The 25,024-nt window shown below is 31.3% G+C and carries 28 protein-coding genes and 1 tRNA gene; all 29 read right to left on the bottom strand.

Annotated elements, in window-relative coordinates; genetic code table 11:
• Positions 1–68 precede the first annotated feature (68 nt).
• The 29 genes from ATE90_RS08845 to ATE90_RS08715 all read right to left on the bottom strand — a co-directional run bounded on the left by ATE90_RS08845 (position 69) and on the right by ATE90_RS08715 (position 25,022).
• Positions 69–1,607: a phospholipase D family protein gene (locus ATE90_RS08845; RefSeq protein ID WP_036785002.1), complete on the bottom strand. Its 1,539-nt coding sequence runs from the start codon at positions 1,605–1,607 to the stop codon at positions 69–71.
• A gap of 99 nt (positions 1,608–1,706) precedes the next feature.
• Complete coding sequence (scpA, locus tag ATE90_RS08840; protein ID WP_036785005.1) at positions 1,707–3,773, bottom strand: methylmalonyl-CoA mutase; 2,067 nt, start codon at positions 3,771–3,773, stop codon at positions 1,707–1,709.
• Positions 3,766–5,121 (bottom strand): methylmalonyl-CoA mutase subunit beta, encoded by a 1,356-nt coding sequence (locus ATE90_RS08835; RefSeq protein WP_036785008.1) that lies wholly within the window; start codon positions 5,119–5,121, stop codon positions 3,766–3,768. Before ATE90_RS08835 ends, scpA begins: the two co-directional genes overlap by 8 nt.
• A complete protein-coding gene (locus ATE90_RS08830) occupies positions 5,121–5,441 on the bottom strand; it encodes an FtsB family cell division protein (RefSeq protein ID WP_036785011.1) in 321 nt (106 codons plus the stop codon). The genes ATE90_RS08835 and ATE90_RS08830 overlap by 1 nt, the downstream gene beginning before the upstream one ends.
• Entirely contained in the window at positions 5,442–6,047 is a 606-nt protein-coding gene (gene udk / locus ATE90_RS08825) for a uridine kinase (protein WP_101451268.1), read from the bottom strand.
• A gap of 51 nt (positions 6,048–6,098) precedes the next feature.
• Entirely contained in the window at positions 6,099–7,409 is a 1,311-nt protein-coding gene (locus ATE90_RS08820) for an ABC1 kinase family protein (RefSeq protein WP_101451267.1), read from the bottom strand.
• 6 nt (positions 7,410–7,415) lie between these two features.
• Positions 7,416–8,075 (bottom strand): TetR family transcriptional regulator C-terminal domain-containing protein, encoded by a 660-nt coding sequence (locus ATE90_RS08815; RefSeq protein WP_036785018.1) that lies wholly within the window; start codon positions 8,073–8,075, stop codon positions 7,416–7,418.
• Positions 8,076–8,194: 119 nt separating this feature from the next.
• The gene (locus ATE90_RS08810; RefSeq protein WP_036785019.1) at positions 8,195–8,485 is read right to left on the bottom strand and encodes a hypothetical protein; all 291 of its coding nucleotides are present in this window, start codon (positions 8,483–8,485) and stop codon (positions 8,195–8,197) included.
• A gap of 28 nt (positions 8,486–8,513) precedes the next feature.
• Positions 8,514–9,359, bottom strand: a complete 846-nt coding sequence (locus ATE90_RS08805) for a hypothetical protein (protein ID WP_091953243.1) — start codon at positions 9,357–9,359, stop codon at positions 8,514–8,516.
• Between the two features lie 73 nt (positions 9,360–9,432).
• Positions 9,433–9,690 (bottom strand): hypothetical protein, encoded by a 258-nt coding sequence (locus ATE90_RS08800; protein ID WP_036785021.1) that lies wholly within the window; start codon positions 9,688–9,690, stop codon positions 9,433–9,435.
• An 84-nt stretch (positions 9,691–9,774) separates the two neighbouring features.
• On the bottom strand, positions 9,775–10,578 hold the full coding sequence (locus ATE90_RS08795; RefSeq protein WP_036785023.1) for an AfsR/SARP family transcriptional regulator: 804 nt from the start codon (positions 10,576–10,578) through the stop codon (positions 9,775–9,777).
• A 7-nt stretch (positions 10,579–10,585) separates the two neighbouring features.
• Entirely contained in the window at positions 10,586–11,098 is a 513-nt protein-coding gene (locus tag ATE90_RS08790) for a hypothetical protein (protein WP_036785026.1), read from the bottom strand.
• An 11-nt stretch (positions 11,099–11,109) separates the two neighbouring features.
• A complete protein-coding gene (locus ATE90_RS08785) occupies positions 11,110–12,111 on the bottom strand; it encodes an NAD(P)H-dependent glycerol-3-phosphate dehydrogenase (protein ID WP_036785029.1) in 1,002 nt (333 codons plus the stop codon).
• Between the two features lie 18 nt (positions 12,112–12,129).
• Entirely contained in the window at positions 12,130–15,375 is a 3,246-nt protein-coding gene (locus ATE90_RS08780) for an HAD-IB family hydrolase (RefSeq protein ID WP_036788104.1), read from the bottom strand.
• Between the two features lie 5 nt (positions 15,376–15,380).
• Positions 15,381–16,541, bottom strand: coding sequence for an alpha/beta fold hydrolase (locus ATE90_RS08775; protein WP_036785032.1), 1,161 nt, complete (start codon positions 16,539–16,541; stop codon positions 15,381–15,383).
• A gap of 5 nt (positions 16,542–16,546) precedes the next feature.
• Positions 16,547–17,482 carry an alpha/beta hydrolase gene (locus ATE90_RS08770; RefSeq protein WP_101451266.1) on the bottom strand — a complete coding sequence of 312 codons (936 nt, stop codon included), beginning with the start codon at positions 17,480–17,482 and terminating at the stop codon, positions 16,547–16,549.
• A 3-nt stretch (positions 17,483–17,485) separates the two neighbouring features.
• Positions 17,486–17,815 carry a hypothetical protein gene (locus ATE90_RS13570; protein WP_180335193.1) on the bottom strand — a complete coding sequence of 110 codons (330 nt, stop codon included), beginning with the start codon at positions 17,813–17,815 and terminating at the stop codon, positions 17,486–17,488.
• Between the two features lie 66 nt (positions 17,816–17,881).
• Complete coding sequence (locus ATE90_RS08765) at positions 17,882–19,318, bottom strand: WS/DGAT/MGAT family O-acyltransferase (RefSeq protein ID WP_180335192.1); 1,437 nt, start codon at positions 19,316–19,318, stop codon at positions 17,882–17,884.
• Between the two features lie 190 nt (positions 19,319–19,508).
• A tRNA-Thr gene (locus ATE90_RS08760) sits at positions 19,509–19,582 on the bottom strand.
• Between the two features lie 221 nt (positions 19,583–19,803).
• Positions 19,804–21,105 (bottom strand): cryptochrome/photolyase family protein, encoded by a 1,302-nt coding sequence (locus ATE90_RS08755; RefSeq protein ID WP_036785037.1) that lies wholly within the window; start codon positions 21,103–21,105, stop codon positions 19,804–19,806.
• A 90-nt stretch (positions 21,106–21,195) separates the two neighbouring features.
• Positions 21,196–21,660: an SRPBCC family protein gene (locus ATE90_RS08750; RefSeq protein ID WP_036785039.1), complete on the bottom strand. Its 465-nt coding sequence runs from the start codon at positions 21,658–21,660 to the stop codon at positions 21,196–21,198.
• A gap of 1 nt (position 21,661) precedes the next feature.
• Positions 21,662–22,123 carry a TspO/MBR family protein gene (locus ATE90_RS08745; RefSeq protein ID WP_036785041.1) on the bottom strand — a complete coding sequence of 154 codons (462 nt, stop codon included), beginning with the start codon at positions 22,121–22,123 and terminating at the stop codon, positions 21,662–21,664.
• Positions 22,120–22,293: a Lacal_2735 family protein gene (locus tag ATE90_RS13480; RefSeq protein WP_143741112.1), complete on the bottom strand. Its 174-nt coding sequence runs from the start codon at positions 22,291–22,293 to the stop codon at positions 22,120–22,122. The genes ATE90_RS08745 and ATE90_RS13480 overlap by 4 nt, the downstream gene beginning before the upstream one ends.
• A gap of 5 nt (positions 22,294–22,298) precedes the next feature.
• Positions 22,299–22,772, bottom strand: a complete 474-nt coding sequence (locus ATE90_RS08740; RefSeq protein WP_036785045.1) for a glutathione peroxidase — start codon at positions 22,770–22,772, stop codon at positions 22,299–22,301.
• Between the two features lie 15 nt (positions 22,773–22,787).
• Complete coding sequence (locus ATE90_RS08735) at positions 22,788–23,471, bottom strand: SDR family NAD(P)-dependent oxidoreductase (RefSeq protein ID WP_036785047.1); 684 nt, start codon at positions 23,469–23,471, stop codon at positions 22,788–22,790.
• A gap of 5 nt (positions 23,472–23,476) precedes the next feature.
• Entirely contained in the window at positions 23,477–23,692 is a 216-nt protein-coding gene (locus tag ATE90_RS08730; protein WP_036785050.1) for a hypothetical protein, read from the bottom strand.
• Positions 23,693–23,770: 78 nt separating this feature from the next.
• Entirely contained in the window at positions 23,771–23,995 is a 225-nt protein-coding gene (locus tag ATE90_RS08725; RefSeq protein WP_036785052.1) for a hypothetical protein, read from the bottom strand.
• A 3-nt stretch (positions 23,996–23,998) separates the two neighbouring features.
• Positions 23,999–24,697, bottom strand: coding sequence for a GTP cyclohydrolase I FolE (folE, locus tag ATE90_RS08720; RefSeq protein WP_036785055.1), 699 nt, complete (start codon positions 24,695–24,697; stop codon positions 23,999–24,001).
• A gap of 58 nt (positions 24,698–24,755) precedes the next feature.
• A complete protein-coding gene (locus ATE90_RS08715) occupies positions 24,756–25,022 on the bottom strand; it encodes a TIGR03643 family protein (RefSeq protein ID WP_036785057.1) in 267 nt (88 codons plus the stop codon).
• Positions 25,023–25,024 lie beyond the last annotated feature (2 nt).

Raw genomic sequence — 25,024 nt, 5'->3', positions numbered from 1 at the left:
GCAAAGCTTTTAGCTTATATGCATTTGAAACTTCATTTTTTAAAATGAAGATCTATTATAAAATGAAATTAGAGTATTTTTTTAGGAATCACTTTTCTTGTCCAAGTTTTAAACCGTTTGTATTTTCCTACTTTAGAATCAGGATTAAACGTTGCGGTGGTTTCCCATGAATTTTCTGGTTTAAATTCTTCTTCCATACCTTTTAAAACTCCTTTTGTAACTTTTTCAGAATCAACAATAACAATACATTCTGTATTTAAATTAGCACTTCTTGGATCTAAATTAAAAGTACCAATTACGGTGATTTTACCATCAATAACCATTGATTTTGCATGCAAACCGAAAATCGGTTTGTGTTTTAGTTTTACTTGTAATTCTCCAGTCATTATTCGAGTTCGCTCTGCTGCATCTGGTCTAAACTCAAAAATTCGAACCCCAGTATCTAGTAATTTTTGTCTATCCGATTGATAGCTACTAAAAGCCTCTACATTATCTGTGGATGCCAAACTATTGGTTAAAATTCTAATTTTAACTCCACGATCTGTTGCCTCCTTAAATAGATTTTGACTTAATTCTGTGGTGATTAAATAAGGGGTTTGAATTTCTATGGATGATTTTGCGTTTTTCACTAAATTAAGCAGCGCTGATGTAGAATTTCCGCCACCTGTAAAGCTTTCTGTTTGATTATTTTTACCTGGTATATCAGAAATGAATTCTACATTATCCAACCAAACAAGACCACCAGAATTTTTAATATTAGAAAATGCTTTCGGTAAATTTTTTATTCGGTCTCTTATTTGCGGCCAAAAATTCTCTGGGTTGCAAGCATATTCATGAAGATTTTTAAAAGGATTTTCTAAAGTGCTATTTTTTAGCTTGTCTTTAATAACTATTCCTACATCTGCACTCAATGGACTATTCCAAAATGCATTGAAAGATTTTTTCACTTCACCAGATTCTTTTCCAATCAAAAGAATATCTCTGTCTCGAAAATTGTATTCATGGTCATAATCAAAGTATTCATCTGCAATGTTTCTTCCACCAGTAATAACAACTTTGTCATCAACAATAAAGGTTTTATTGTGCATTCGTTGATTAGCAGACTTAAAATCAGTTGTGAATTTCCCTAATTTTTGAAATATGTTTTTCCCTAAATTAACTCCAGGATTGTAAATTTTTACTGAAATATTTTTATGAGAACTGAACAGTAAGATATCTTCTGCGTCCGCGTCTACCATAATATCATCGACAATAATTCTTATTTTTACTCCACGATCAGCAGCTTTTACCAAATAATCACAGGCAATAAGACCTACATTATCGGTAGAAAAAATAAAGTATTGAATGTCAATCGTTTTTTCTGCATATTCAGTTAACCAAGCTCTTGCTACCATAGAGCCACTGCCATCTTCCAAAACATAAACACCCGTTTTGTTTTTCATTAGGTCAGATACATCTTCTAACTCTTTAGTGAGAGTGGTGGTCTCATTTCGGTGAATACTAGAACAGAAATCTGTTTCTAATAAAGGTGGTTTTTTTTCAGAACAAGATATAAATACCAAAAATGCAAGGATATAGATTTCTTTAATTTTAAAAATAGTATTCATTGTAAGTGTTTATTTAAAGATTATGTTCCTTATCTATTCTTGAATCTGGCTAAAATTCAAGCTATTTTATGCTTTGTATTGGTAAAAATGTAATTTTTTTTATTCTTCAGCAATACTATCAATTAAAATAGTGATTAAATCAATAGCAGCTTGCGCGATTTTCGTTCCTGGACCAAAAACACCAACTGCTCCGGCATCAAATAAAAATTGGTAATCTTGAGCAGGAATTACCCCGCCAACAATCACCATAATATCTTCACGTGCATGTTTTTTGAGTTCTGCAAGAACTTGAGGAACTAATGTTTTATGACCTGCTGCTAAAGAAGAAATGCCTAAAATATGCACATCATTCTCAACGGCTTGTTTGGTTGCTTCTTTTGGCGTTTGAAACAAAGGGCCAATATCCACATCAAAACCTAAATCGGCATAACCCGTTGCAACAACTTTGGCACCTCTATCATGTCCATCTTGACCTAATTTGGCGATCATAATTCTAGGACGTCTTCCTTCTAAATCAGCAAATTGATCTGCTAATTTAGAGGCCTTTTTAAAGAGTTTATCGTCCTTTATTTCTTTACTATACACACCAGATATGGTTTTTGTAACTGCTTTATGTCTGCCGAAAACAACTTCTAAAGCGTCAGATATTTCGCCTAAAGTAGCTCTTTTTTTTGCTGCTATTACCGCTAAACCTAATAAATTTTCTTCACCTGATTTTGCAGCATTGGTTAAATTTACTAAACATTTTTCAACTTCATTGCTATTTCTGTCTGCTTTTAACTTGTTTAACCTTTCAATTTGAGATTTACGAACTGCTTCATTATCCACTTCTAATATATGTAAAGGATCTTCTGTTTTAAGTTGATATTTGTTGACACCAACAATTACGTCATTACCACTATCAATTCTTGCTTGTTTTTTTGCTGCAGCTTCCTCAATACGTAATTTAGGAATTCCTTTTTCAATAGCTTTGGTCATGCCTCCTAAATTTTCAACCTCTTTGATTAAGTTCCATGCTTTGTCTACAATTTCTGCAGTCAGTTGTTCAACATGATAACTTCCGGCCCAAGGATCAACTGTTTTTGTAATATGTGTTTCTTGTTGTAAGAATATTTGTGTGTTTCTGGCAATCCTTGCCGAAAAGTCGGTGGGTAAAGCGATGGCTTCATCCAAGGCATTTGTGTGTAAACTTTGCGTACCACCAAAAACGGCAGCCATAGCTTCTATGGTTGTTCTAGCGACATTATTAAAAGGATCTTGTTCTGTTAACGACCAACCACTAGTCTGACAGTGTGTTCTCAAAGCTAACGATTTCTGATTCTTTGGATTGAACTGTTTTACTATTTTCGCCCACAACATTCTTGCTGCTCTTAGTTTTGCGATTTCTGTAAAATGATCCATACCAATTGCCCAAAAGAAAGATAATCTTGGAGCAAAAGAATCAATATCCATGCCTGCTTCAATTCCTTTTTTGATATATTCTAATCCATCAGCTAAGGTATATGCTAATTCTATTTCAGCAGTGGCGCCAGCTTCCTGCATATGATAACCAGAGATAGAGATGGAGTTGTATTTTGGCATATTATTGCTGGTATACTTAAAAATATCAGCAATAATTTTCATAGATGGAGAAGGTGGGTAGATGTATGTGTTTCTAACCATAAACTCCTTTAAAATATCATTTTGAATGGTTCCAGAAAGTTGTTCAGGTGCAACTCCTTGCTCTTCTGCGGCAACAATATAAAAAGCTAAAATGGGCAAAACTGCACCATTCATGGTCATAGAAACTGACATTTTATCCAGAGGAATCTGATCGAATAAAACTTTCATATCTTCCACAGAATCTATTGCAACTCCGGCTTTACCAACATCTCCTTGCACGCGTTCATGATCAGAATCATAACCTCTATGTGTTGCCAAATCAAAGGCAACAGACAGTCCTTTTTGACCTGCTTCTAGATTTCTTCTATAAAAGGCATTGCTTTCCTCGGCAGTAGAAAATCCAGCATACTGCCTAATTGTCCATGGTCTTCTTACATACATCGTAGAGTAAGGACCCCTTAAGTTTGGTGCAATTCCTGCAACAAAATCTTCATGTTTGAAATTTTGTAGGGGTTCTAATATAGAACTTTTTAGTTTGATATGTTCAACCGGTTTTCTAGGCATTTTCTTGGGATAACCTTTCTTTTTCTTGATTTTCAGAAAGACGTTTTCTGTTAATTGGTATCAGTAATGTTTTTATATTTCGTTGTTTTACAAAGGGGTATAATTCTAAATCAGATTTCATTTGATCATTTTTATTCTGCAGTAGGTTTGTACCCAATAAAACAATATTTTTATTTTTAAAATTATCTTCTTCTTTTAAAGCACTTTCGTTTATTTTCTTTTGAATGATTCCGGCTTTTAATTGATGTAAAAACCCACCTGCTTTTTCTATTTGTTTAAAAAGAGTTAGTGCATTTTCTGCTAATTGTTGTGTAATCGCTTCGATATAATAAGCGCCATCAGCAAATTTTTGTGCTTCTTGTAAATAACTTTCCTGTTGTAAAATCAGAAGTTGATTCCTTGCAATTCGTTCGCCAAATTCATTTGATTTATGATAAATAGCATCATACGAAACATTAGAAATTGTATTTGACCCGCCTAAAATTCCACTCATAGATTCAGACGTAGTACGTAACATATTTACGTTATAATCATACAATGTCTTGTTGCGCAAACTTGGTTGTGAAAAAATATGAGTTTCATTATTTTTTATGTCATATTCATTTAAGAGTGTTTCCCATAAAATTCTAAATGCTCTTAATTTTGCAATTTCAAAAAAATAGTTATTTCCCGCAGAAAATGTAAAATGAACTTTAGGACCAATATCCTTACCAAAATAATTTAAATATTCATTGGCATGCGCAAGTGTGTATGCTAGTTGTTGGGTAATTGTTGCTCCTGCATTTTGATATAAATCACCAGAAACTGATATACAATTTTCGGCAGAATGAACAATGGTTTCTAGCTTTTTATAATCACCTTTTAAACTGACAAACCAATTACCGCTTTCAGCTAAATTACCAATGATATCCGTTTGAAAAAAAGAGTTTTTTGAATTGCAAAAATTCGAGAGCTCTATTTGAAAATCAGCATCTAAAAAAGTAAATTGAAAATAAGTTGTTGTTGAGTTTAAATTGACATTATTTAAAACTTTGTGATAATCAAACTTTTTTGAAGCTTTAAATTGAATCGCATTTGCGCCTCGCTTCAAAGCATCCAAAGCTAAAGAGTTTGCTATTTTTTCGTTATCAATAAAAATAGTTTGACAAATATTGAAACCTTTTTCTGGTAAGTTTATTTGTGTGTTTGTTCTGTCTTCTTTCGTGTAAAAAGGTTTTACAATAATACCTTCATCAGTTTTCCATAGTAGGGTTTTATTATAATCTTCGCCTTTTAAGTCTACTTGAATTTTTTGTTTCCATGCAGCAGCAGATATTGGTTCAAACTCATCAAATAGAAAAGTACTCATTATTTTTTTATAGTGTCAAATTCAATAATATAGATATCTTCGTTTTCTTTTTTCATTAAATATTTTTCTCTAGCAAAACGCTCTAATTCCAAAGAATCTTCTAGCTTTTTTATAGTCTCTTTGTCTTTTGAGATTTTACCCTCGTAAAATGAAATCGTACTTTCTAAGTCTTTAATTTCTTTGTCAAATTTTCGGTGAATAAAATAGGAGTTTTCATCAAAAAAAAGCATCCAGATAATAAACGGTATTAAAATAACTACAAAAATATTTGTAAGAATTTTAAAGATAGGACTTTTTTTTAAGCGTTGAAAAAAACTCATTTATAGACGTTCATTGATTACACTTCTTACCACATCAATAGCAACAGTATTGTATCGGTCATTTGGGATTATGATGTCAGCAAAGTTTTTTGTAGGCTCAATAAATTGTTGATGCATAGGTTTTAAGGTGGTTTGGTAACGATTTAAAACTTCATCAATATCTCTGCCTCTTTCTGTAATATCCCTGCGGACTCTTCGTATTAAACGTTCATCGGTTTCTGCATGTACAAAGATTTTTATATCAAACAAACGCCTTAATTCTTCGCTATTAAAAATTAGAATGCCTTCAACAATTACTACTTTTCTAGGATGTGTTTTTACAGAATCCTCGGTTCTATTGTGTGTTACAAAAGAATAAACAGGTTGTTCTACAGTTTCTCCTTTTTTTAACGCTTTCAAGTGTTTGATTAATAACTCAAAATCGATAGCTCTTGGATGATCAAAATTTATTTTTGTTCTCTCTTCATAAGAGAGATTAAGCGTTTCTTTGTAATAAGAATCTTGCGAAATCACGCACACTTCGTCAGTTGGTAACTGTTTTACAATTTGATTTACAACGGTTGTTTTTCCGCTGCCAGTTCCTCCTGCAATTCCAATAATTAGCATATAAGTTTGATTGTTTTTTTTGATAATTATACCACTAAAATAATAAAGATTTTACAAAGTAGTAAAATTATTAATTTTTATGTCTTGCGCTTTTAAATCGAACATTAAATTATACAAACCAAAAAATGTTCTATTCATATAAATAAAATGTTTGGAACCCCTGCTTGCGTTGTAAGATCTTAATTCTGTATTTTTAGAATAACGTTCACCAAATTCTGATATTTTTCCAAAAAATGCTGCATCAGAAAAATCAAAGATTTCTTTGTGAAAGGGCTGTGTGAAAATTGAAAGCATCTCATGAAACATGGCGCTGAAAAATTCAAACTCTTCCTTGCTATCCTCTTTACTCAATATTTCTAGTTCAAACATTTTTTCCTCAAAAAGAACTTTATCAGAAAGTGTTTCTTTTTTTGCCAATACAAAATAAGGATTGTAAAACTCTAAAGGAATGGTTTTCATGCAACCAAAATCTAGTGCAATTAATTTACCTTCTTCAGAAACTAAGAAATTTCCAGGATGAGGGTCTGCATGCACTTTTTTTAGGTTATGAATTTGAAACATATAAAAATCCCATAATGCTTGACCTATTTTATTTGAGGCTTCCTGATTTGTTGAAGTATTTGTATATTCTGATAAATGAACACCTTGCATCCAATCCATAGTAATAATTTGTTTGGATGACAATTCTGGATAATAATTAGGGAAATCAAGATTTGGAATATGTTTACAAGCATTCACAATTTCCTGACTTTGCTGTACTTCTAAAATATAATCTGTTTCTTCTAATAATTTATCTTGAACTTCAAAGAAATAGGCGTCGGAAGTTTTTCCTTTCATATTAAACATTCTAATAACAAAAGGTTTTAGCAAAGCTAAATCAGATTTTATGCTATCTGAAACTCCGGGGTATTGAATTTTAACAGCCAGTTTTTTACCTTCTCTTTCTGCTTTATGCACTTGACCAATACTTGCAGCATTATAAGCTTTAACATTAAATTTATCATAAATTTCAGATGGAAATTTTCCAAAACTCTTTTTAAACGTTTTTAGAACTAAAGCCTCAGATAGTGGAGGTACAGAAAATTGGGCTAAAGAAAATTTTTCTACGTAGGCTCTGGGTAAAATACTTTTTTCCATACTCAACATCTGAGCAACTTTTAAAGGACTCCCTTTTAAATCTTTTAGGCTGTCGTAGATGTCTTCGGCGTTAGACTCATTTAATTTTTTTCTCGCAGTTTCTTCAGAATTGGTGATTTTGTCACCGTAATATTTCAAATAATTTACACCAACTTTTGCACCTGTCTTTACTAATTTTGATGCACGCTGAATTTTCGTAATCGGAATTTTACTGGCTTTTTTCATACTTATTTAGTACTTTTTTTGAATTTTTTCTTTATAAACAAACTTACCCAAGTCAAAGGCGTTTTTTAAAAATTTGTTTTCTATAAGTTCGAAGCTCGTATTGATTGATTTTTCTATTAAAATATCTGTTTTTTCAAAAGAATCTGAGGTGTCTTCTAACCAGAATTGTATGGTTAAATATAATTGAATCCAAGCGGATTCGTTGATGAGTTTTCTTTGTGCTTTTTCTAAACCTTCTATGGGTAAGATACTTTCAGACAAATCTAAATTATCGATATAAGCAATAAAACTTTTCTTTAGACTAGATAGAGTATTGAAAGATTTAAGTTGATTTTTACATCCTTTTAAGGCAATTAGTATGTATTCTCTGTTTAAGTTTAAATTTTCGAAAAAAGTAAAATAAAAACTAATAAGTTTGTTCTTTTTGTCAAAAGAAATAAATTCTTCGCTTTCACTTAATACTTCTAAAGAATTTTTGAAAAGTTCTTTGAAAATTGCCTTTTCAACTTTTTTTAAAGATTTAAAATGTAAATAAAAATTACTTTCTTCTAAATTTACTATTTGACAAAAATCTTCTATATCTTCTGGTTTTGTTTGGTTTTCTATAACAAAATCCATGTATAATGTTAGGATGTCAATTTTAGAAATGTTGTGCTCTTTTGTCATGTTTAGATTTATACAACAAAAATACAAAAGGTTTTATGTTTAAAATAGAAACGAAGTATATAAAAATAAAAAACCAAGTTAAAATTTAACTTGGTTTTTAGAATTGTGGAGTCTGATGTTTATGCAAATATTTGCGTAAATCTTTTTTTACCTTTTACAAAATGATTTTTGTAAGTTTCTAGGGCGTCAAAAACCAAATTTTGTTGATTTTCTAATAGCTTAACACTTCCTTTTAAGGCTTTGCTAGTAACGTTTTGCCATTGACTTGCAATAGTAATGGTTTCTGTAACTAATTCTTCTGTTGTGTTTAAAGCGTAATCATTTGCAGTTTTGACAGATGTTTTTGCAGTTTCGACAACATTATTTACTTTTTCTGTAAAGTTTACTTTTTTTATTTTTTTAGTGCTCATAATATTTTCTTTTAATAATTTTTAATGATTATAACTCTCCTTTTAAAGCTAATTCTGCTTGCGCTTTCCAAGCAGCTAAATCATAAATTTTTGCATTGATTCCTGAATCATTTAATAAGTTAGTTAAGTCTTTTACTGTTAATTTTGAAATTTGAACATAGGCTGTAATATTTAAATCATTCAAACTTTTCTCTAATACAGGACCGATTCCTTTAATAACTTTTAAATCGTTAATAATATCTGTCTTTTCAACTACTATTTTTTCTTCGGCTACCTCTTTTTTAACTACTGCTTTCTTTTTTGGAGTTGTTTTTTTTGTTGGCGTCTTTTTGCTAGTACTTTTTTTTGTTTTTGCTCCCGTTACATCTTCAACTTTGTCTTTAACATCATCAATGATGTCCTCTGTATAGTCTTCAATTTTATCCTTTACATTTTCAATAGTATCGGAAATATTCTTTTTTAATTTAGCAGACATCTTTTCTGCTTTCTGAACTAATTTATTATTAGAAACTTCTTTCTCAATTTTATCTTTCATTACTTCAGCTTTCTCAACTAAAGGATGTTCAGTAACTTTTTTCTTAGCTTTTTCAACCATTTTCGGATCGTATCCAACCAAAGTTTTCAAACGTCCTGTGCTATTTTCTAATTGCCCTTTAATAGATTCAGCAGTTTCAACAACCAAATTAATTTGCTGTTTTGTTAATGGTTCTGCTTTCTTTATTAATTTAGCAGTTAATTTCTGCCATTTTTCACCAGTTTTTACTGTGGTTTCAATAGCGTTAAAAGAAGCGTCAATTAAATCATTATTTATTTTTTTAACGATTGCTTTTGCTTTCCCTAGTGTGTTTTCTTTTTTTGACTTTTTAGTTGCCATAATATTGATATTTAATTTTTATTAATATTTATACTGCAAATATAATTTGTGCGAGTTACAAATGAGTTGCAGGTTAGTTTTTGCTGAAAAAATCTAAAGCTTTATTAAGGTTTGCCCAGATCATTTCTTTTCTTTTGTCAAGATTATTAAAAAAACGGTCTTGTTGTTTAGCAGCGAAGTTAAAACTGCTTTTTAATCTTTTAGAAGTTATTTCTTGTAAATTTTCTGCTGTATCAATTGCTTTTAAAAACACTTTTTCGGTAGCTTTTAAAGCAAGTTGATTCATCTTTAGTGTATCCTCTGTATGATTAATTTTAGAAATTGTTTTCATCCTTTTTTATCTTGTATTAATTTTAATACAAATATAAAAATGTGGAGTTGCAGATGAGTTGCAGTTAATGTAACTAATTAGTATTTAGTTTATTAGTTCTATTTCTTTTAACAGTTGTTTAGTTTCGGGAAGAGGAGCGATTCCGTATTCTTCTTCTAGAATCACTTCGCATTTCATATATGTTTTTATGGCTTGAGGTCTGTTGCCTTTTGCTATATATGCGCGCATTTGTATTCTGTAGGCATCCTCCCAAGTTGCATCGATGGCTAATGCATTTTGCGCTAAACGAATGCTTTCTAGAGGGTTTTCTTTAAGAATAATTTCTGCTAAAGTAATATACGTTCCTAAAACTAAAAGTTGCATTTTTTCCCTTTCTCCAGAGGTCCAGTCTTCATAAATTCTATTCGGTAAATAAGAACCTTTGTATAAGTTTAATGCTGCTTTATAGGCTTGTTTTGAAATAGTGGTGTCTACTGTTAGTGCTTCATTACCTATAATAATATACTTTTCTAAAGCTTCAACATCGATCCAGACTGTTTCCAGATCAATTTGATAACTAACTCCTTGTCGTATAATATAGATAGCTTCCATTCTAGAAGCTCTTTCTGGTTCTAGAACTTTATTAATTCCATGCAGTGCTACTTTAAAATCACGGTCATTCCATTCTTCCCATAAACCATCAATGATTTTTTCTTTATGAAGGGCATTCCGTTGGCGATTAGAAATTAAATACTGTAATAATTGAATGGTTTTATCTCTTCCCCATTCTTTAGAGTCTATTTTTTCGTGATTTCTCCAAACACAAAAATTACCTAATGTTTCAATGCGAATTTGAGCATTTGCTTGAAAATTTTGTAAGGCTAATAGTTTTGGAAGAAATTCTGACATCGCGTTACTATTTTTTCTTTATAGTATCAAATTTTGTTGAAAGCTTTTGAATTTCTGAAGATAAAGCGGCTATTTGGCTTTGTATTTTGTTGAAATCAGATCTAGAAGCGTTTCTCCATTGATCAATATGTACTTTTTCTGAAATTTCTTCACCGATGGTAATTATTTTATCTTGAATTTCATCTTGCAGATGTGTAAACTGTTTTTTAGGGTCTTTTAAAGTATTTCTAATTACTTTTGGTCCAACATCCTTAATAGTTTTCCACATAGAGAGACTTTTATGAATGATGCTTTCTTGCTCTTCAGAGCTTTCATGTTTAGTAGCTTCTTCAGTTAGTTCGCCTAATTTTTGTTGCATAAAAGAAAGGGCATCATTAAAATCAGAAAAGCGTTGTTCCTCACCATCTTGTACATGTGAAATTTTTCCACGCCATTGTACTTCAGATTCACCATTTTCTTCAAAAATTCGTTGTTGAAAACGCACCAAAAAAGAAGCTGTTTGTTCTTGTTTTTTTGTCATTTTTTTTAATTTTATCCAGGTTCTTTTTCTGAGCCTATTTCATATTTCAGTAAGCCTCTAAAAGCTTCATTTACAGTATTTCCTTCATATAGGACTTTGTATATTTCTTTAGATATGGGCATATCAACATTGTATTCTTTAGCCAGTTCCATTATAATTTTGGCTGTTTTAACGCCTTCTGCAACTTCACTCATTTCATTAATAATTTCCTCTAGGTTCTTGCCTCTTCCTAATTGAAATCCAACATGATGGTTTCTGCTTTTTGCACTAGAACAAGTCGCCACTAAATCTCCCATGCCAGCTAAACCAGCAAAGGTTCTTTCTTTGCCTCCCATAGCAGTTCCCAATCTTGTTAATTCTGATAACCCCCTTGTAATAATTGCAGCACGTGTATTATCCCCGGCATTTGCCCCATCTCCCATTCCTGAGGCAATCGCAATAATATTCTTTAAGGCTCCACCTAGTTCGCACCCAATAACATCAGAATTTGTATAAACACGAAATAAACCAGAACTAAAAACAGATTGTAATCTTGAGGCAATTGTATTATCAACCATAGCAATTACGGCGGCAGCAGCATTTCCGAAATGTATTTCTCTTGCCAGATTTGGGCCGGTTAAGACGCCTGCAGGATGACCAGGCATTAACTCTTGAATGATTTCGGTCATCCTCATTTTTGTACTAATTTCTAATCCTTTTGCTAAGTTTATAATTGGAATCCAGGGTCGAATGTGAGGTTTTGCTTCTTCTAGTACTTTTCTAAAACTTTGTGCTGGAACCCCCATAACAATCACATCAGCTTCCTCCACAGTTTCTTTTATCGAATTTGATGCTTTTAAAGAGGTTGTTAGTTTAGCATTTGGTAAATACTTTTCGTTTGTATGATATTCGTTGATTTCTTCCACAGTTTTTGGGTTTCTAGCCCAAATAATAGTTGAGCTGTTTTTTGCGGTTAAAGAAGCAACAGTAGTTCCCCAAGAACCACCGCCTAATAATCCAACTTTTAGTTTCATAAAATCTTATTTTGGTAGTTAATTTTCCAATTCTTTTAAATACAAATCTCTTACATCGTTTACGTATATATCTATATGTTTTGGTTTCCATTCAGAAGTGTCAACAGGATCAAGAACAACCACTTCAATATGAGTTGGTTTAAACATTTTGGTTCCTTTCGGCATCGCCATAAATGCATTTTTTATCACAATGGGCACAATTGGAACTCCTGCATTCATGGCTAAATGAAATGCTCCTTTTTTAAATTTACCTAATTTTTTACTTCCGCTTCTAGTACCTTCGGGGGCAATAGCTATAGATGTTCCTGTTTTTAGAGCTTCTACGGCAGGTTTCATTGCGGCAATTGCCTTTTTTTTATTAGAACGATCAATAAAAATTGCACCCATAGCTTTAAAAACAGGTCCCAAAGGGGTATACTCTAATTCTTTTTTAGCAACACCTGCAATGTCTTTTCTCAATATTTTTAATAGGATGAAAAAATCGGCTGAACTTTGATGATTAAAACAGAAAACTGCCGGCCTATGGTCTTCTAAATTATGTTGTCCGCGTATTACAATATCTAAACCAGCTAACTTAGTCCCTAGATCACCAATACTTGCTATCGTTGTATTTGCGCCTTCTTGTCTAGACATGGAAAGCGATCCTGAAACCAAGCCTTTTAAGGCAGATGGATAAATACTCGCTGCTGCTAAGCCGGTTCTTAATCCGTTCACAAAAGGGATTCTTTTGTTTTCTTTAAAACGAAGAATTTTCCAATCGTTTTCAAATGCTAATTGCGATAATTTATGATCAGGATTTGTTGCTATTGGTTTTCCAACAATTTCTAAAAGGGGATAATCATCGATACTATCTGTGTAGAAAAAACTTTTTGACAAATCAATATTATTTGTTTTTGCAAATGTTCTTCCAGCTCTGGCTTTTCCTTCCGACCAGCACATTTCTGAAATTACTCCGGTAAATTTGCCTTTTTTAACTTCCATTTTTGTGCAGAAAATATCTTTAATACCCAATTCATTCGCCACAGGAGTTACTTGATAGCTCGTGGCAGCAGAAATAATAACAACTTGATGCCCTTTTTCTAGGTGTGAAGCAATTAATGTTTTTGCTTCTGGATAAATTGTATTTGCTAAATGATCGTGATAAACTTCTTCACCTAAATCAATAAATTGTTTCTCTTTGATACCTTTTACGCCTAAAGCAGAAATTTTTGTGAGTGTTTCAAAGTCTCTATTTCCTGCGGCATACACCAAAATTGTTGCAAATTGAGAAAGCAATTCTTTTGCAGTAGATTTTCCGCTTAGCAAGCGTGATTTTAAAAATTGTTTAGCAGAAAAATCATTGATCAAAGTTCTGTCTAAATCAAAGAAAGCAGCTATGTGTTTTCCTTCTTCATCTTCAATAATCCTTTCTGGAACACTAGCCAAATCTGCTCCGGGAACAACTTTTCTTTCTTCAGTTTCTGTATTGATAGACTTCTTTGTGTTTACAATTTCTATTTTTTGTAAAAAATGTAAGCGATCCGTAAGATTGTCTAACAGATTCATCCAAATATCTAATTCTTTGAAATTTATTTTTTTATTAAAGGGCGTAAGTTTGCTGTTTTTTGCGAGTCTTAATGCGCTTATCAAAAAAGGTTTAGAGATACTTTCTAATCTACTAATTCTATTTTCCCAATGTAATTCTTTCCCTTTAAAAAGACATAATTCGATAAATTCAGTATCAGAAAATTCATCATCTAAATCCCAAGTATTCAATGTATGGCAAACGACTTTGTTGGCTTCTAGATAAATAAGCAATAACCCTTTAGAAACAAACATTTCTTGATTTGCTAATAAATTTTCTATATCTCCATTTGGATCGCTAAGGATTGCTCTCCAGTTTTGATCAAATAAAGTTAATTCAGCCTCAATTTCACTGCTAAATTTTGGTTTGTTTGTATAGAAAAATTCAAACTTGAAAAGGTTTCGAAGACGCATTATTTCTTTCCAAAAAGAGATAACTCTATCAGGCGTTTTTTCGTCCTTTATTTTAACCAAAGCCATTTCTATAAATGCTCTGTGATATAAATGGGCAGCAGCCATATTTGCATAATAGGTTGCTGGTAAAAACTCGGTCGAAGATAAACTATATTGTGTTTTATAACCGGCCTTATTTTTCTGAATAATACCAGAACTTTGTAATAAATTTAGTGCTTTTTGGACGGAGGCACCTATGCTTTTTCCACGTTCAATTAATACATCTTTCTTTCGTTGTTCAAGGTAATTCATCAATCTAATAACATTGAATTCTATTTCTTGTTTTGTAAGCGAAAAATTGTTTAAAAGTACATTACATACTAGAGAAACAGTCGTTACTGGAGTGATCATATTTGCTTTATGAATCAACTCAAAAGCAAAACGTGGCAACGTATTTTTATCTGAATAACTGTCTTCTTCAATATCTGGAATTATGGCATTGTGATGAGCATCGGCATCAACAGGTTCACCAAATCTAATTGCTGCTTTTCCGTATTCATTGCCTAGCTTTCTGAAATAGTTGATAAAGGTGCCAATATCTTCAGAGTTTTTTGTTTTTCCTTTCCCTTCTTCCGTCATTTCTTTTACATCGGGAATCAAATCGTATACAATAGAAACTGGCACATACTTTATATTTCTTGTACTTGCTTGCTCACCTTCCATGATGTATTTTAAAATCCCCATTTGTGGATACACTATTTTACCAGTTCTAGAGCGCGTCCCTTCTATATTCCAGGTTAAGTGATCGCCGTTTTCAATCATACAAGAAATATAATGTCTTAAAGCTGCTTTGTAGATTGGGTTGTCTTTAAAACTTCTTCTGATAAAAATTAAACCCGAATTTTTCCCGAGTTGTTTAAAACCAGGAACGGCTAAATTAATGCCGCCAAAAGTATATGGAATTGGCATTCCAAAACGAGCTAAGGTGGTTATTAAAACAACGGTGTCTAAATATGTCTTGTGTGTTAAAATAAATGCAACAGAGTTTTGTCGCATTAATTTCATGAGTTTTTTTATTTCTTTAGGATCAATATCTATCTTATTATTATATGCTTTGGATAGCATAAATTGGAATCCTTTTACAGAAAGCATTTTTGCTATTGGGTGTTGTTGTGAAAACAACTCAGCAATACAATCTGATGCTTCTTTTTGAACTTCAGAAAACTCTAACTTTTGCTCTTCAGCAATTTGTTTAAGTTTTTCTTGAAATTTAGAATGATTGATAATGTTTTGTATACTATGCTCCATAATCATCAATTAACAAAGAGGTTTTTAAATTTTGATAATCCTTTTTGTTCCCAAAATTCTGGAAAAAATAAAGATTCTATTTTTGGTAAAAATCCTTTAGGTTTTTTACCAGTAATGGTAGCATTTAGTGCATTGGCAACAGTCAATAAAACAGAAGCATTTGCTCCCATTCCACAATGACTTCCAAAGACCTCTATATTATTAATATCATGTCTTAGTGTTTCTGCTTCCATACAATGTTTCCATGGCAATAATCCGTCCGTTTTAGTGTAAATACAAGTGATAGGAACCTCAGGAATTAATTCGAGTTCTTTTAAAAATTTGGCATTCCTTTCTTTCAGATGTCTGCCTCGTAAAAATTCTAAAATTTTTACGAGGGGTGTTTTCATGTTTTTAACACCCCAAACAGGGGAGCCAATTGTAACTAGTTGCTCCACTTTTTCTGGGTATCTATTCGCTATTATTTTTGCAAAAATACCACCACCACTCCAGCCAACTAGACTAACTTTTTCTTGGTGTCGCTCATAAATATCATCTAATTTTTCAATCAGTTTTGGTAAAGATTTTGAATTGATTGTATTGACACCTAAATCCCATTTATATGTTATAAATCCTACTGATTTTAAATAATTTCTTACAAATGTTGTAGATAAATCATTTCCTAGATAAGGAGGCATTAATAATACAGGTTTGTTTTTACTTTCTTTATGTTTCGGTATTATTGGGTAAATACCAAATATTGTAACCCATTCTATAATACATCTTCCTTCTAGAACCATATTGAAAAGGGGAGGAGCATCTATCCTCCGATTGATAACTTCTACAAAATCCACAAACTTTTTTAGTACTTTTTGTGATACTTCATTCGTTCCATTTTCCAAAGGAACAATATCATCAATCCTTTTAAGAACGATCTCTAAGGTTACATAATCTCTATCTGGTCCAAAATCTTCACAAACAGAAATGCAATCGTATAGTAAAGTATTGACCTCTTTTACATTGAGCTCTTTGTCGTCGATAAGTCCAATAATCATTTTTTCAAAAGGATGATTTTCAAACTTTTGAATGACTACTTTTTTTGCTTCTAACAAATCCATACCTTTTGTAAGCACAACTTTGAGAGCTAATTCAGTAAAAGTTTTATATAACGTCTTATTTTTTTCCATTTATCTTAAGCTTGAATCGTTTGTTGCAGCCAGTTTAAAAGATCTTTTTCAACTTCTATTTTATTAAGTTCATTTAGCATTTCGTGCCTGCCTCCTTTATATAATTTGAAAGTCAGATCTTGGATAGCTGCCCTTCTATATTTAGCGGCAACTTTTGATACTCCTTTTCCCATTTCTCCAACAGGATCTTGATCACCAGAAAAAATAAAAATAGATAAATTTTTTGGGGTATTAAGAAAAGTTGTCGCGCTGTTAACTTTCTTACTTCCTTTTAAAATATCTAAAAAGATACTCAAAGAAAAATCCTCAATCCTTAAAGGATCTTCTTGAAACAGATCAACTTGTTTTTCATCCCGACTAATCCAATCTACTTTTGTTCTGTTAGGTTTAAATTTTTTATTGAATTGTGTGAAAAATAAATTTTTAAGCAATTCATTACTTCTATGTTTTCCGTTTATTTTTCCTAAAAATTTTGCGCTTAAAAGCCCAAAATTGCCCAGTCTTTTCATAAAGCTAGCAGTTCCTGATAAAATTAAAGCCTCTAAATCATTACCGTATTTTGCAGCATATTCTCTGCTTAGTAAGGAGCCCATGCTATGTCCAAACAAAATTATTTTTTTATTTGGATGTTCTTTTTTGATGATTTCTGTAAGTTGGTGCATGTCATTTAATGCATCAGTAAAATAATCATCACCATCATAAAAACCTAAAAAGTCATCATTTTTTGCTGATTTACCGTGAGCTCTATGATCATTAGCATAGACTTCATAACCTGCATCTTGGAATGTTTTTGCTACGGGTTGGTATCTGCCTGCATGTTCGCCAACTCCATGTGAAATTTGTATAATTCCTTTTAAAGCAATGTCTTTGTTGGAAGGCCACTTGTAATAAAAAATGGTTATATCGTCAATAGTTTTATATGTGTTTGTCGTAAAACTCATCAATTAATTTTCTAAAAATTTAGACAGTAATTGTGTTAACTTTTCTGTGTTCTTTTTAGTTCCAGTTAGTTTTATTCTTTCTTGAATTAAAACTTCTTCTAATAATAATTTCTTTTTATAAAGATTAAATAAAGTAGTATCCTCTATTTCTATTTTTACTAAAGGTTTCACTGTTTTTTTCTTTCTTATGGCAACAGCATCTTTTAGAATTTCAAGTTGATAATTAGCTTCGTTTTTATTTAAATCTAGCTGAAAATCATATTGGCCGATGGCTTGTTCTCTTAATTTTTCATGCTCATTTAAAAATTTTTTAAAAGCCGAAAAGAAAGCCATACTTTTTTTCTTTTCAATCTTTGTAGTGGTTTTTTGTTTTCCTTTTGTTAAAATGATTTTTTCTAATTAATTTGCAGATTCTCTGATATATCTAGAAAACTTATCCGCATCTGGCATTGTTTTAGCATCAGAAGTCGTTGTAATAGAAACGATACCATTGTAACTAAATGCGGCAATAATCAATCCAAACCCATCTAAAACCGGAGTTAATCCAAAAATACCAACAATTTTATGACCTTTTAAATACAAAGGGTTTTGTGGTCCAGGAACATTCGTAATGGTAACATTAAAGGGTGGTCTGTGAAATTCTTTAATATTGTATCTCGTGTACAAACCTGCAGCTAAATTTGCTAATCCAAAAGGAACTGCATCTGCCATTTTAGAAAGGGCTTTTGCACCAACAGCTTTATGTCTAGATTTACCCATGTTAGTTTGCTCCTGAATATATTCTAAACGTTTAATAGGATCTTTAATATGCGTAGCAATTTTAACTAACATATTAGAAATCTGATTGTCCATTTTTTGTTTATCTCCTTTTACACGAATAGAAATTGGGACATTTGCAACCAAAGGTTGAACTGGTAATTTTTCTTTTTCTTCTAAATATTTTCTGATTCCACCTGCACAAATAGCTAAAATTAAATCGTTAACACTAACGTCCATGATTTTACGCAGCGTATTTATTCTATCAAAAGCTAAAATTGCAGTTCCCCAAGTTCTTCTTGGAGATACAGATTCATTAAAAATGGTTTTAGGAGTAGAAAAAGAATTTTTATGAATTGACTTTTTACTATTCAATTGACTCTTCATTTTTCCTTTGAGTAAAGAAAATGCAGTTTCACCAATTAATTTAGGAACTTTTAAAGGATTTTTAAAAAAGCCGTAAGAACTTTTTAGTAATAAACTAATTCCGTCAGGCAGAGGTTCTGGCTCATATGGTCTTGTTGGAGCAGGTTTTTTGTTTTTATCTTCCTTGTTTTTATCAAATAAAATCCCCATAATTCCAACGCCAGAGCTTCCATCAATCATCACGTGATGAATTTTAGAGACAATAGCAATAGAACCTTTAGGGACTTGTGAAACTTCATCTAAGCCTTCAATAAAACTAATTGACCATAAGGGTCTTCTTAAGTCTAATGGGCTGCTAAAAATAGCGGAAGTCATTTCTCTTAATGTCTTCCAGTTTGATGGGTCAGGAAGTTTTAATCTATTGATATGTAAATCAATATCAAAATTTGGGTCATCTACCCAATAAGGGTAGTCTAAATTCAATGGAACATTTAAAAGCCTCTTTCTGAACTTTGGAATTAAATGAAGCTTGGAAGCCACTATTTCTTTAAAATCATTAAACTCAATAGATCCTTCTACTATTGTTAAAGTTGCAACATGCATTGGGCTTGATGGAGATTCTGCATATAAAAATGTTGCATCTTGCCCAGATACTTGCTGAATAGAAATGTCTAGAGCATCTTGTAAAAGATCTTTTATTATCTTTTTGGCCATGTATTTTTAAAATTTATGTATTCGAAGTGATAAGAAAATTTGATTAAAAAATCTTTGGTTTAAAATTTTCTACACTCTGCAAGATAAAGAAATTTAGTTAGATTTTCTAATCTGAAAGTAGTAGAATTTTAGGGATATTTATTTAAAAAGAAAGTCTCAAAAAATATTTTTTTGAGACTTTTAAAATTTGAGCCGATGGAGGGACTCGAACCCACGACCTGCTGATTACAAATCAGCTGCTCTAGCCAGCTGAGCTACATCGGCGTTTAAATTTGAGAGCGCAAATAAAGAGCAAAAATTGATATATTACAAGATAAAATTGATTTTTTTTTGATAAAAAAAAGGCTTAACAATTGAAGGTGCAAATTGAAATAATATTTTGCTTATAATATATTTTATCTGACTATTGTTATTATACAAAAAACATATTAATTATTAATTAAAAACACACTGGGACATCTTATTAATATGTTCAAATGACAAAACTATTGCAACGCTTCTTTATAGGTTTTTAGACAACGTTCTCTTGCAAATTTATGTTCGACTATTGGGGTAGGGTAGGTGAGTTCTTGGAAATCAGGAACCCATTTTTTAATATATTCTAAATTTTTATCAAACTTTTGTATTTGTGTTGTAGGGTTAAATATTCTAAAATAAGGAGCTGCGTCAACACCGCAACCTGCAACCCATTGCCAGTTTCCAATATTACTAGATTGTTCATAGTCATGTAATTTTTCGGCGAAATAAGCTTCACCCCATCTCCAATCGATGAGTAAATGTTTGCAAAGGAAACTACCTACTAACATTCTAACTCTATTGTGCATAAAGCCAGTTTTATTAAGTTCCCTCATGCCTGCATCAACCAAAGGATAACCAGTTTCTCCTTTGCACCAAGCACCAAAATTCTTTTCATTATTTATCCATAAAATCCTATCATATTTAGGCTTAAAACTATCTTTATTGGTCTGTGGGAAATGCCATAAGATTTGCATGAAAAATTCACGCCAAATTAATTCTTTTAAAAAAGTGATGTTGTTGCTTTTCGATCCCTTATCAACCATTTTACGCACACTTACAGTTCCAAAGCGCAAATGAGTTCCTAATCTTGATGTACTGTTTTTTGCAGGGTAGTTTCTTGTTTCTTCGTACGCATCAATAAGTTTGGTTGAGACTTTAAATGATTCAACTTTTATAGCAGATTCTGTAAAACCAACTTCTTCTAACGTTAAAAATGGATGATTTTTATTTTGGATAAAATTTTCTAAATTTTCTTCCGACGGGAAAAACTGAATCCCTTTAAAATGAAAAGCTTCTAGCCATTTTTTCGAATATGGAGTATATACTTTATAAGGTGTTCCGTCTTTTTTTACAATTTCATTCCTTTCAAAAATTACTTGATCTTTATACGTTTTAAATTGTATGTTTTCAGATGCTAGAAAATCTTTTATTTCTAAATCTCTTTTATTGGCATAAGGTTCATAATCATGATTCGTGAAAACGGTGTCAATGTTATATTTTTCTAATAAAGAATTATAAACTTCTATGGGTTTTCCGTGATATATAGCTAACGAACTGCCTATTGCTGTAAGTTGATTGTTGATGTGTTCTAATTGTTGATGAATAAACGAAACACGAGCATCATCTTTTGGAAGTTTATTGAGAATTTCTTCATCAAAAATAAAAAGAGGTAAGACTTTTTTATCCGATTTTAAAGCATGTAGTAACCCACAATTATCATCTAAACGTAAGTCTCTTCTAAACCAAAAAATATGTATTGATAATTTCATAAATGTAAAAAAGGTGTAAAATTTTAAATGTAAGAATTAATGAAAAATAATAGTTTTTAACTCTTAATACATTTTAATCCGTTTCAGTCTTTATTTGTATTCACCAAAAAGTTCAATCAATTTTGTTTGTCTGTAAGCAAAAATTTCTTCTAATTTTGGTTTTACCAATATGGGATGTAACATTTGTCCTAAAATTCCTAAAGGCACTTTGTAGTCAATTATATCTTCCATTTCTACACCGCCATCGATTTCATTAATAAAATGCTTATGATGCCATAGCGCATATGGTCCATACATTTGTTCATCTACAAAATACTTCTTATTTTCTACGTGTGTAATTTCAGAAACCCATTTTGTTTTAATCCCCAAAAGAGGTGTTACTATATATTGAATAATTTGTCCTGTATATAAAGGTTTGTTTATATTAGAAATAATGTTAAAACTCATATAATCTGGGGTGATTATTTTTAAGTTTTTTGGATTTGATAAAAAATTCCAAGCTTCGTCTAAAGAAATTGGTAGTTTTTGTTTTTTATGAAGTGTGTAGATTTTCATCTTAATTATGAATTAGAATATAGAGGTTTAATGAAGTTGCAATGCACAGCCAAATCATATAGGGTAGCAATAAAAATTTATAATAGCTGGTATTCTTACTCAATTTAAAGAAATAATAAAATATCAGTGATGTTAACAAAACAATTGTTATCAAACCAAATAATATGAGACGCTGATTAAAGAAAATGTAGTTCCAACTAACGTTTAAAATAAACTGCACGAGAAATACGAATATCAATTTTGAGCGGTAATCTTTTGTAAAAAGTTTTCCTAGATAAAGAGAAAAACAGATCATTATAGAGGTCCATGCAACTCCAAAAACCCAACCTGGAGGCGTCCAGCTAGCTTGATTTAAGTTCGTGTACCAATCTGTCGTTGGGCCGTTATTCATTAACCAGCTGCCAATGGCTAGCCCTCCAAAATTAAGTATTAAAAAGAGAAAGGTTAATTTAACTTGTTTCATTTTTTTGATTGAATTTGTTCTATCTTTTTTAGAACATTGTCTGCTTCTAAATACTTTTTATCGCTATCCGTTCTATTAATGGATTGTATTTTATACGCTTCTTCCATTATCTTTTTGTAAGATTCTTGTAATTTTTCTAATTCACTTTTCTTTTTAAATAAACCAAACATAAAATTTATGAATTTAAGTGTTTTGTAATTTTTGAATTTAAAGGCTTTGTGATTGAAAAATAATAATCAATCAGTTGTCCATCTGGAGAAACTAAATATTTTTGAAAGTTCCATTTTACAGAAGAACTTTTTTTAGAATTCAATTTTTTTGATGTTAGCCATTGATATAAAGGATGTTGGTTGGTGCCTTTTACCTCAATTTTTTCAGTAATTAAAAAAGAAACTCCGTAATTGACTTCACAGAATTCTTTTATTTCTGATGACGATCCTGGTTCTTGACTTCCAAACTGATTGCAAGGAACTCCTATAACAACTAAATTGTCTTTATAGGTATTTTGTAATTCCTCTAAACCTTTGTATTGAGGGGTAAAACCACATTTAGAGGCTACATTTACAAAAAGGATAAATTTTCCTTCAAAATCTGATAAAAGTATAGGTTTATTTTGGAGACTTTTAATCTCTATATCATAAATATTCATTTTGATGAGGTTTAATTAAATTTTAAAACTAACAATTCCGCAGTCTAATTCAAAAATCTGACCTGAAATCGAACTTGCTTTTTCAGAGATTAAAAAAGCAGCTAAGTCAGCAACTTCTTTTGGATCTAAATATTTTTTTAAAGGGTGACGTTCTGTAATGTTTTCTATCATTCGTTCATTACGCAATAGTTTAGAGGCTAATTCTGTATCCGTCACAGTTGGTGCAATTGCATTTACACGAATTAAAGGAGCCAATTCTGCGCCTAAAGACTTTGTTAAACCTTCTACTGCTGATTTCGCAGCAGCTACGCTTGCATGAAAAGGCATTCCTAGTTTTGCAGCAACCGTGCTGAATAGTAAAATAGAAGGCTTACTTCCATTCTTCAATAAGGGTAAATAGTATTGTATAGCCTTTACTGCACCAATGACATTAATTTCAAAATCATTTCTAAAATCTTCTAATTTAAGGCGTGAAATTGGTTTTAAATTTATACTTCCAGGGCAATAGATTAGGGAATCTATAGCCTCAATTTCTGGTAAATCATCCGTAAGGATATCACAAGAAAAGTGAGTAAGGTTAGTATGGGAAAGCAAAGGGGCCGATCTACTTATATTTATAACTAAATTTTCATCAACTAAAGATTTGATAATTGCATTTCCAATTCCTTTGCTTCCTCCGATAACTAAAATTTTTTTCATACTTTTTAACGTCTTCCTTTCAAGCGCTTTTCAATTTTTTGTTTAACAGCTGTTAAGCGCTTCATTTGATCCATTATCTCTGGATCTTTCTCTAATTTGTATACTTCATTAAGCTCTAGTATTAAAGCTTTTACCTCTCTTGAGGCCAATATTCTATCGCTCGTAGTTTTAAATGAGAATTTTCTATTCTCAAATTCTAAAGCTCTTTCTAATACATCCATTCCTTGTTTCTCTGTTTTATTCTATATTTTTTCGAATATAAATATAAAAGTTAGAAAAGCAAGAAAAATCTGAACTTATTATGCAGTTAACGGTTTACCTTTTAAACGTTTTTCAATTCTTTGCTTAATTGTGGTTAAACGTTTCATAATATCCATAATCTTTGAATCTTTATTTTCTTTATATATTTCATTTAGACTTAAGATTAAAGATTTAGCTTCTCTAGCGGCCATGATGCGATCACTAGTGGTTGGAAATCTCATTTTCCTTGTTTCAAATTCTAATGCTTTGTGTATTAAATCCATAAATTAATAATTTAAAGTGTTTTGCAATTCTACTATTTTTGATTGATTTTCAAATTTACCTCCAAAATAGGAAGTTGTTGTAGAAGATGAATCGTCCTCTACGCCTCTTGAAGAGACGCATAGATGCTTGGCATCTATAATTACCGCCACGTCATCTGTTTTTAAAATAGTTTTTAATTCTATTGCAATTTGATTTGTTAATCTTTCTTGTACTTGGGGCCTTTTCGCATAGTATTGTACGATTCTATTTATTTTTGATAAACCAATAACTTTTCCTGAGGAAATGTAAGCAACATGAGCTTTACCTATTATAGGTACAAAATGATGTTCACAATTAGAATAGAAAGTAATATTCTTTTCAACTAACATTTGATTGTATTGATATTTATTATCAAACAATGCAACTTTTGGTTTGTTAGCTGGATTTAAACCAGAAAATATTTCATCAATATACATTTTGGCAACCCTTTTAGGAGTTCCTTTTAATGAATCATCGGTTAAATCCAAACCCATCACATCCATTATCTCTTCAAATAATAGAGCTATTCTTTCTTTTTTCTCATGATCAGAGAGCTTAAAAGCATCAGCCTTCATTGGAGTGTGTAAACCTGTAAATAAATGATCATCTCCCACTTCTTCAAATGAGTATCCATTTAATTTTTCTGATATTTCTGTCTGTTTTAATCCTACTTCTGTAATCATTTTTTGTCTTTTTTATTTGCTGTGTTTAAGTACTCAAACCTTAAACCAAAGCACGTTGTTATCTTTTCGCTATTGAGTTATTTGATATCGCTTTTTGTCTTGTACATTTAAATCTTCCCTCTGCAAATGTTCTTAATTTTTCATGTTTTGTTTTTCTACCTTGAACTCTTTTTCTCCACATTTTGAAACTTTTAAGTTTCATTTCTTTGCGCATTAAATTAATAACTTCTTGCTCTTTCAGTCCAAATTGGAATTCGATCGCTTCAAAAGTAGTTCTATCTTCCCAAGCCATTTCAATAATCCGATCAGTTGTTATGCTATCCATAT

It is taken from the genome of Polaribacter sp. Hel1_33_96 (assembly GCF_002846595.1).
In the GTDB taxonomy this organism is placed as follows: domain Bacteria; phylum Bacteroidota; class Bacteroidia; order Flavobacteriales; family Flavobacteriaceae; genus Polaribacter.
Note: the sequence above shows the minus strand (reverse complement) of the source record. Positions and strands in the feature narration are given on the sequence as shown.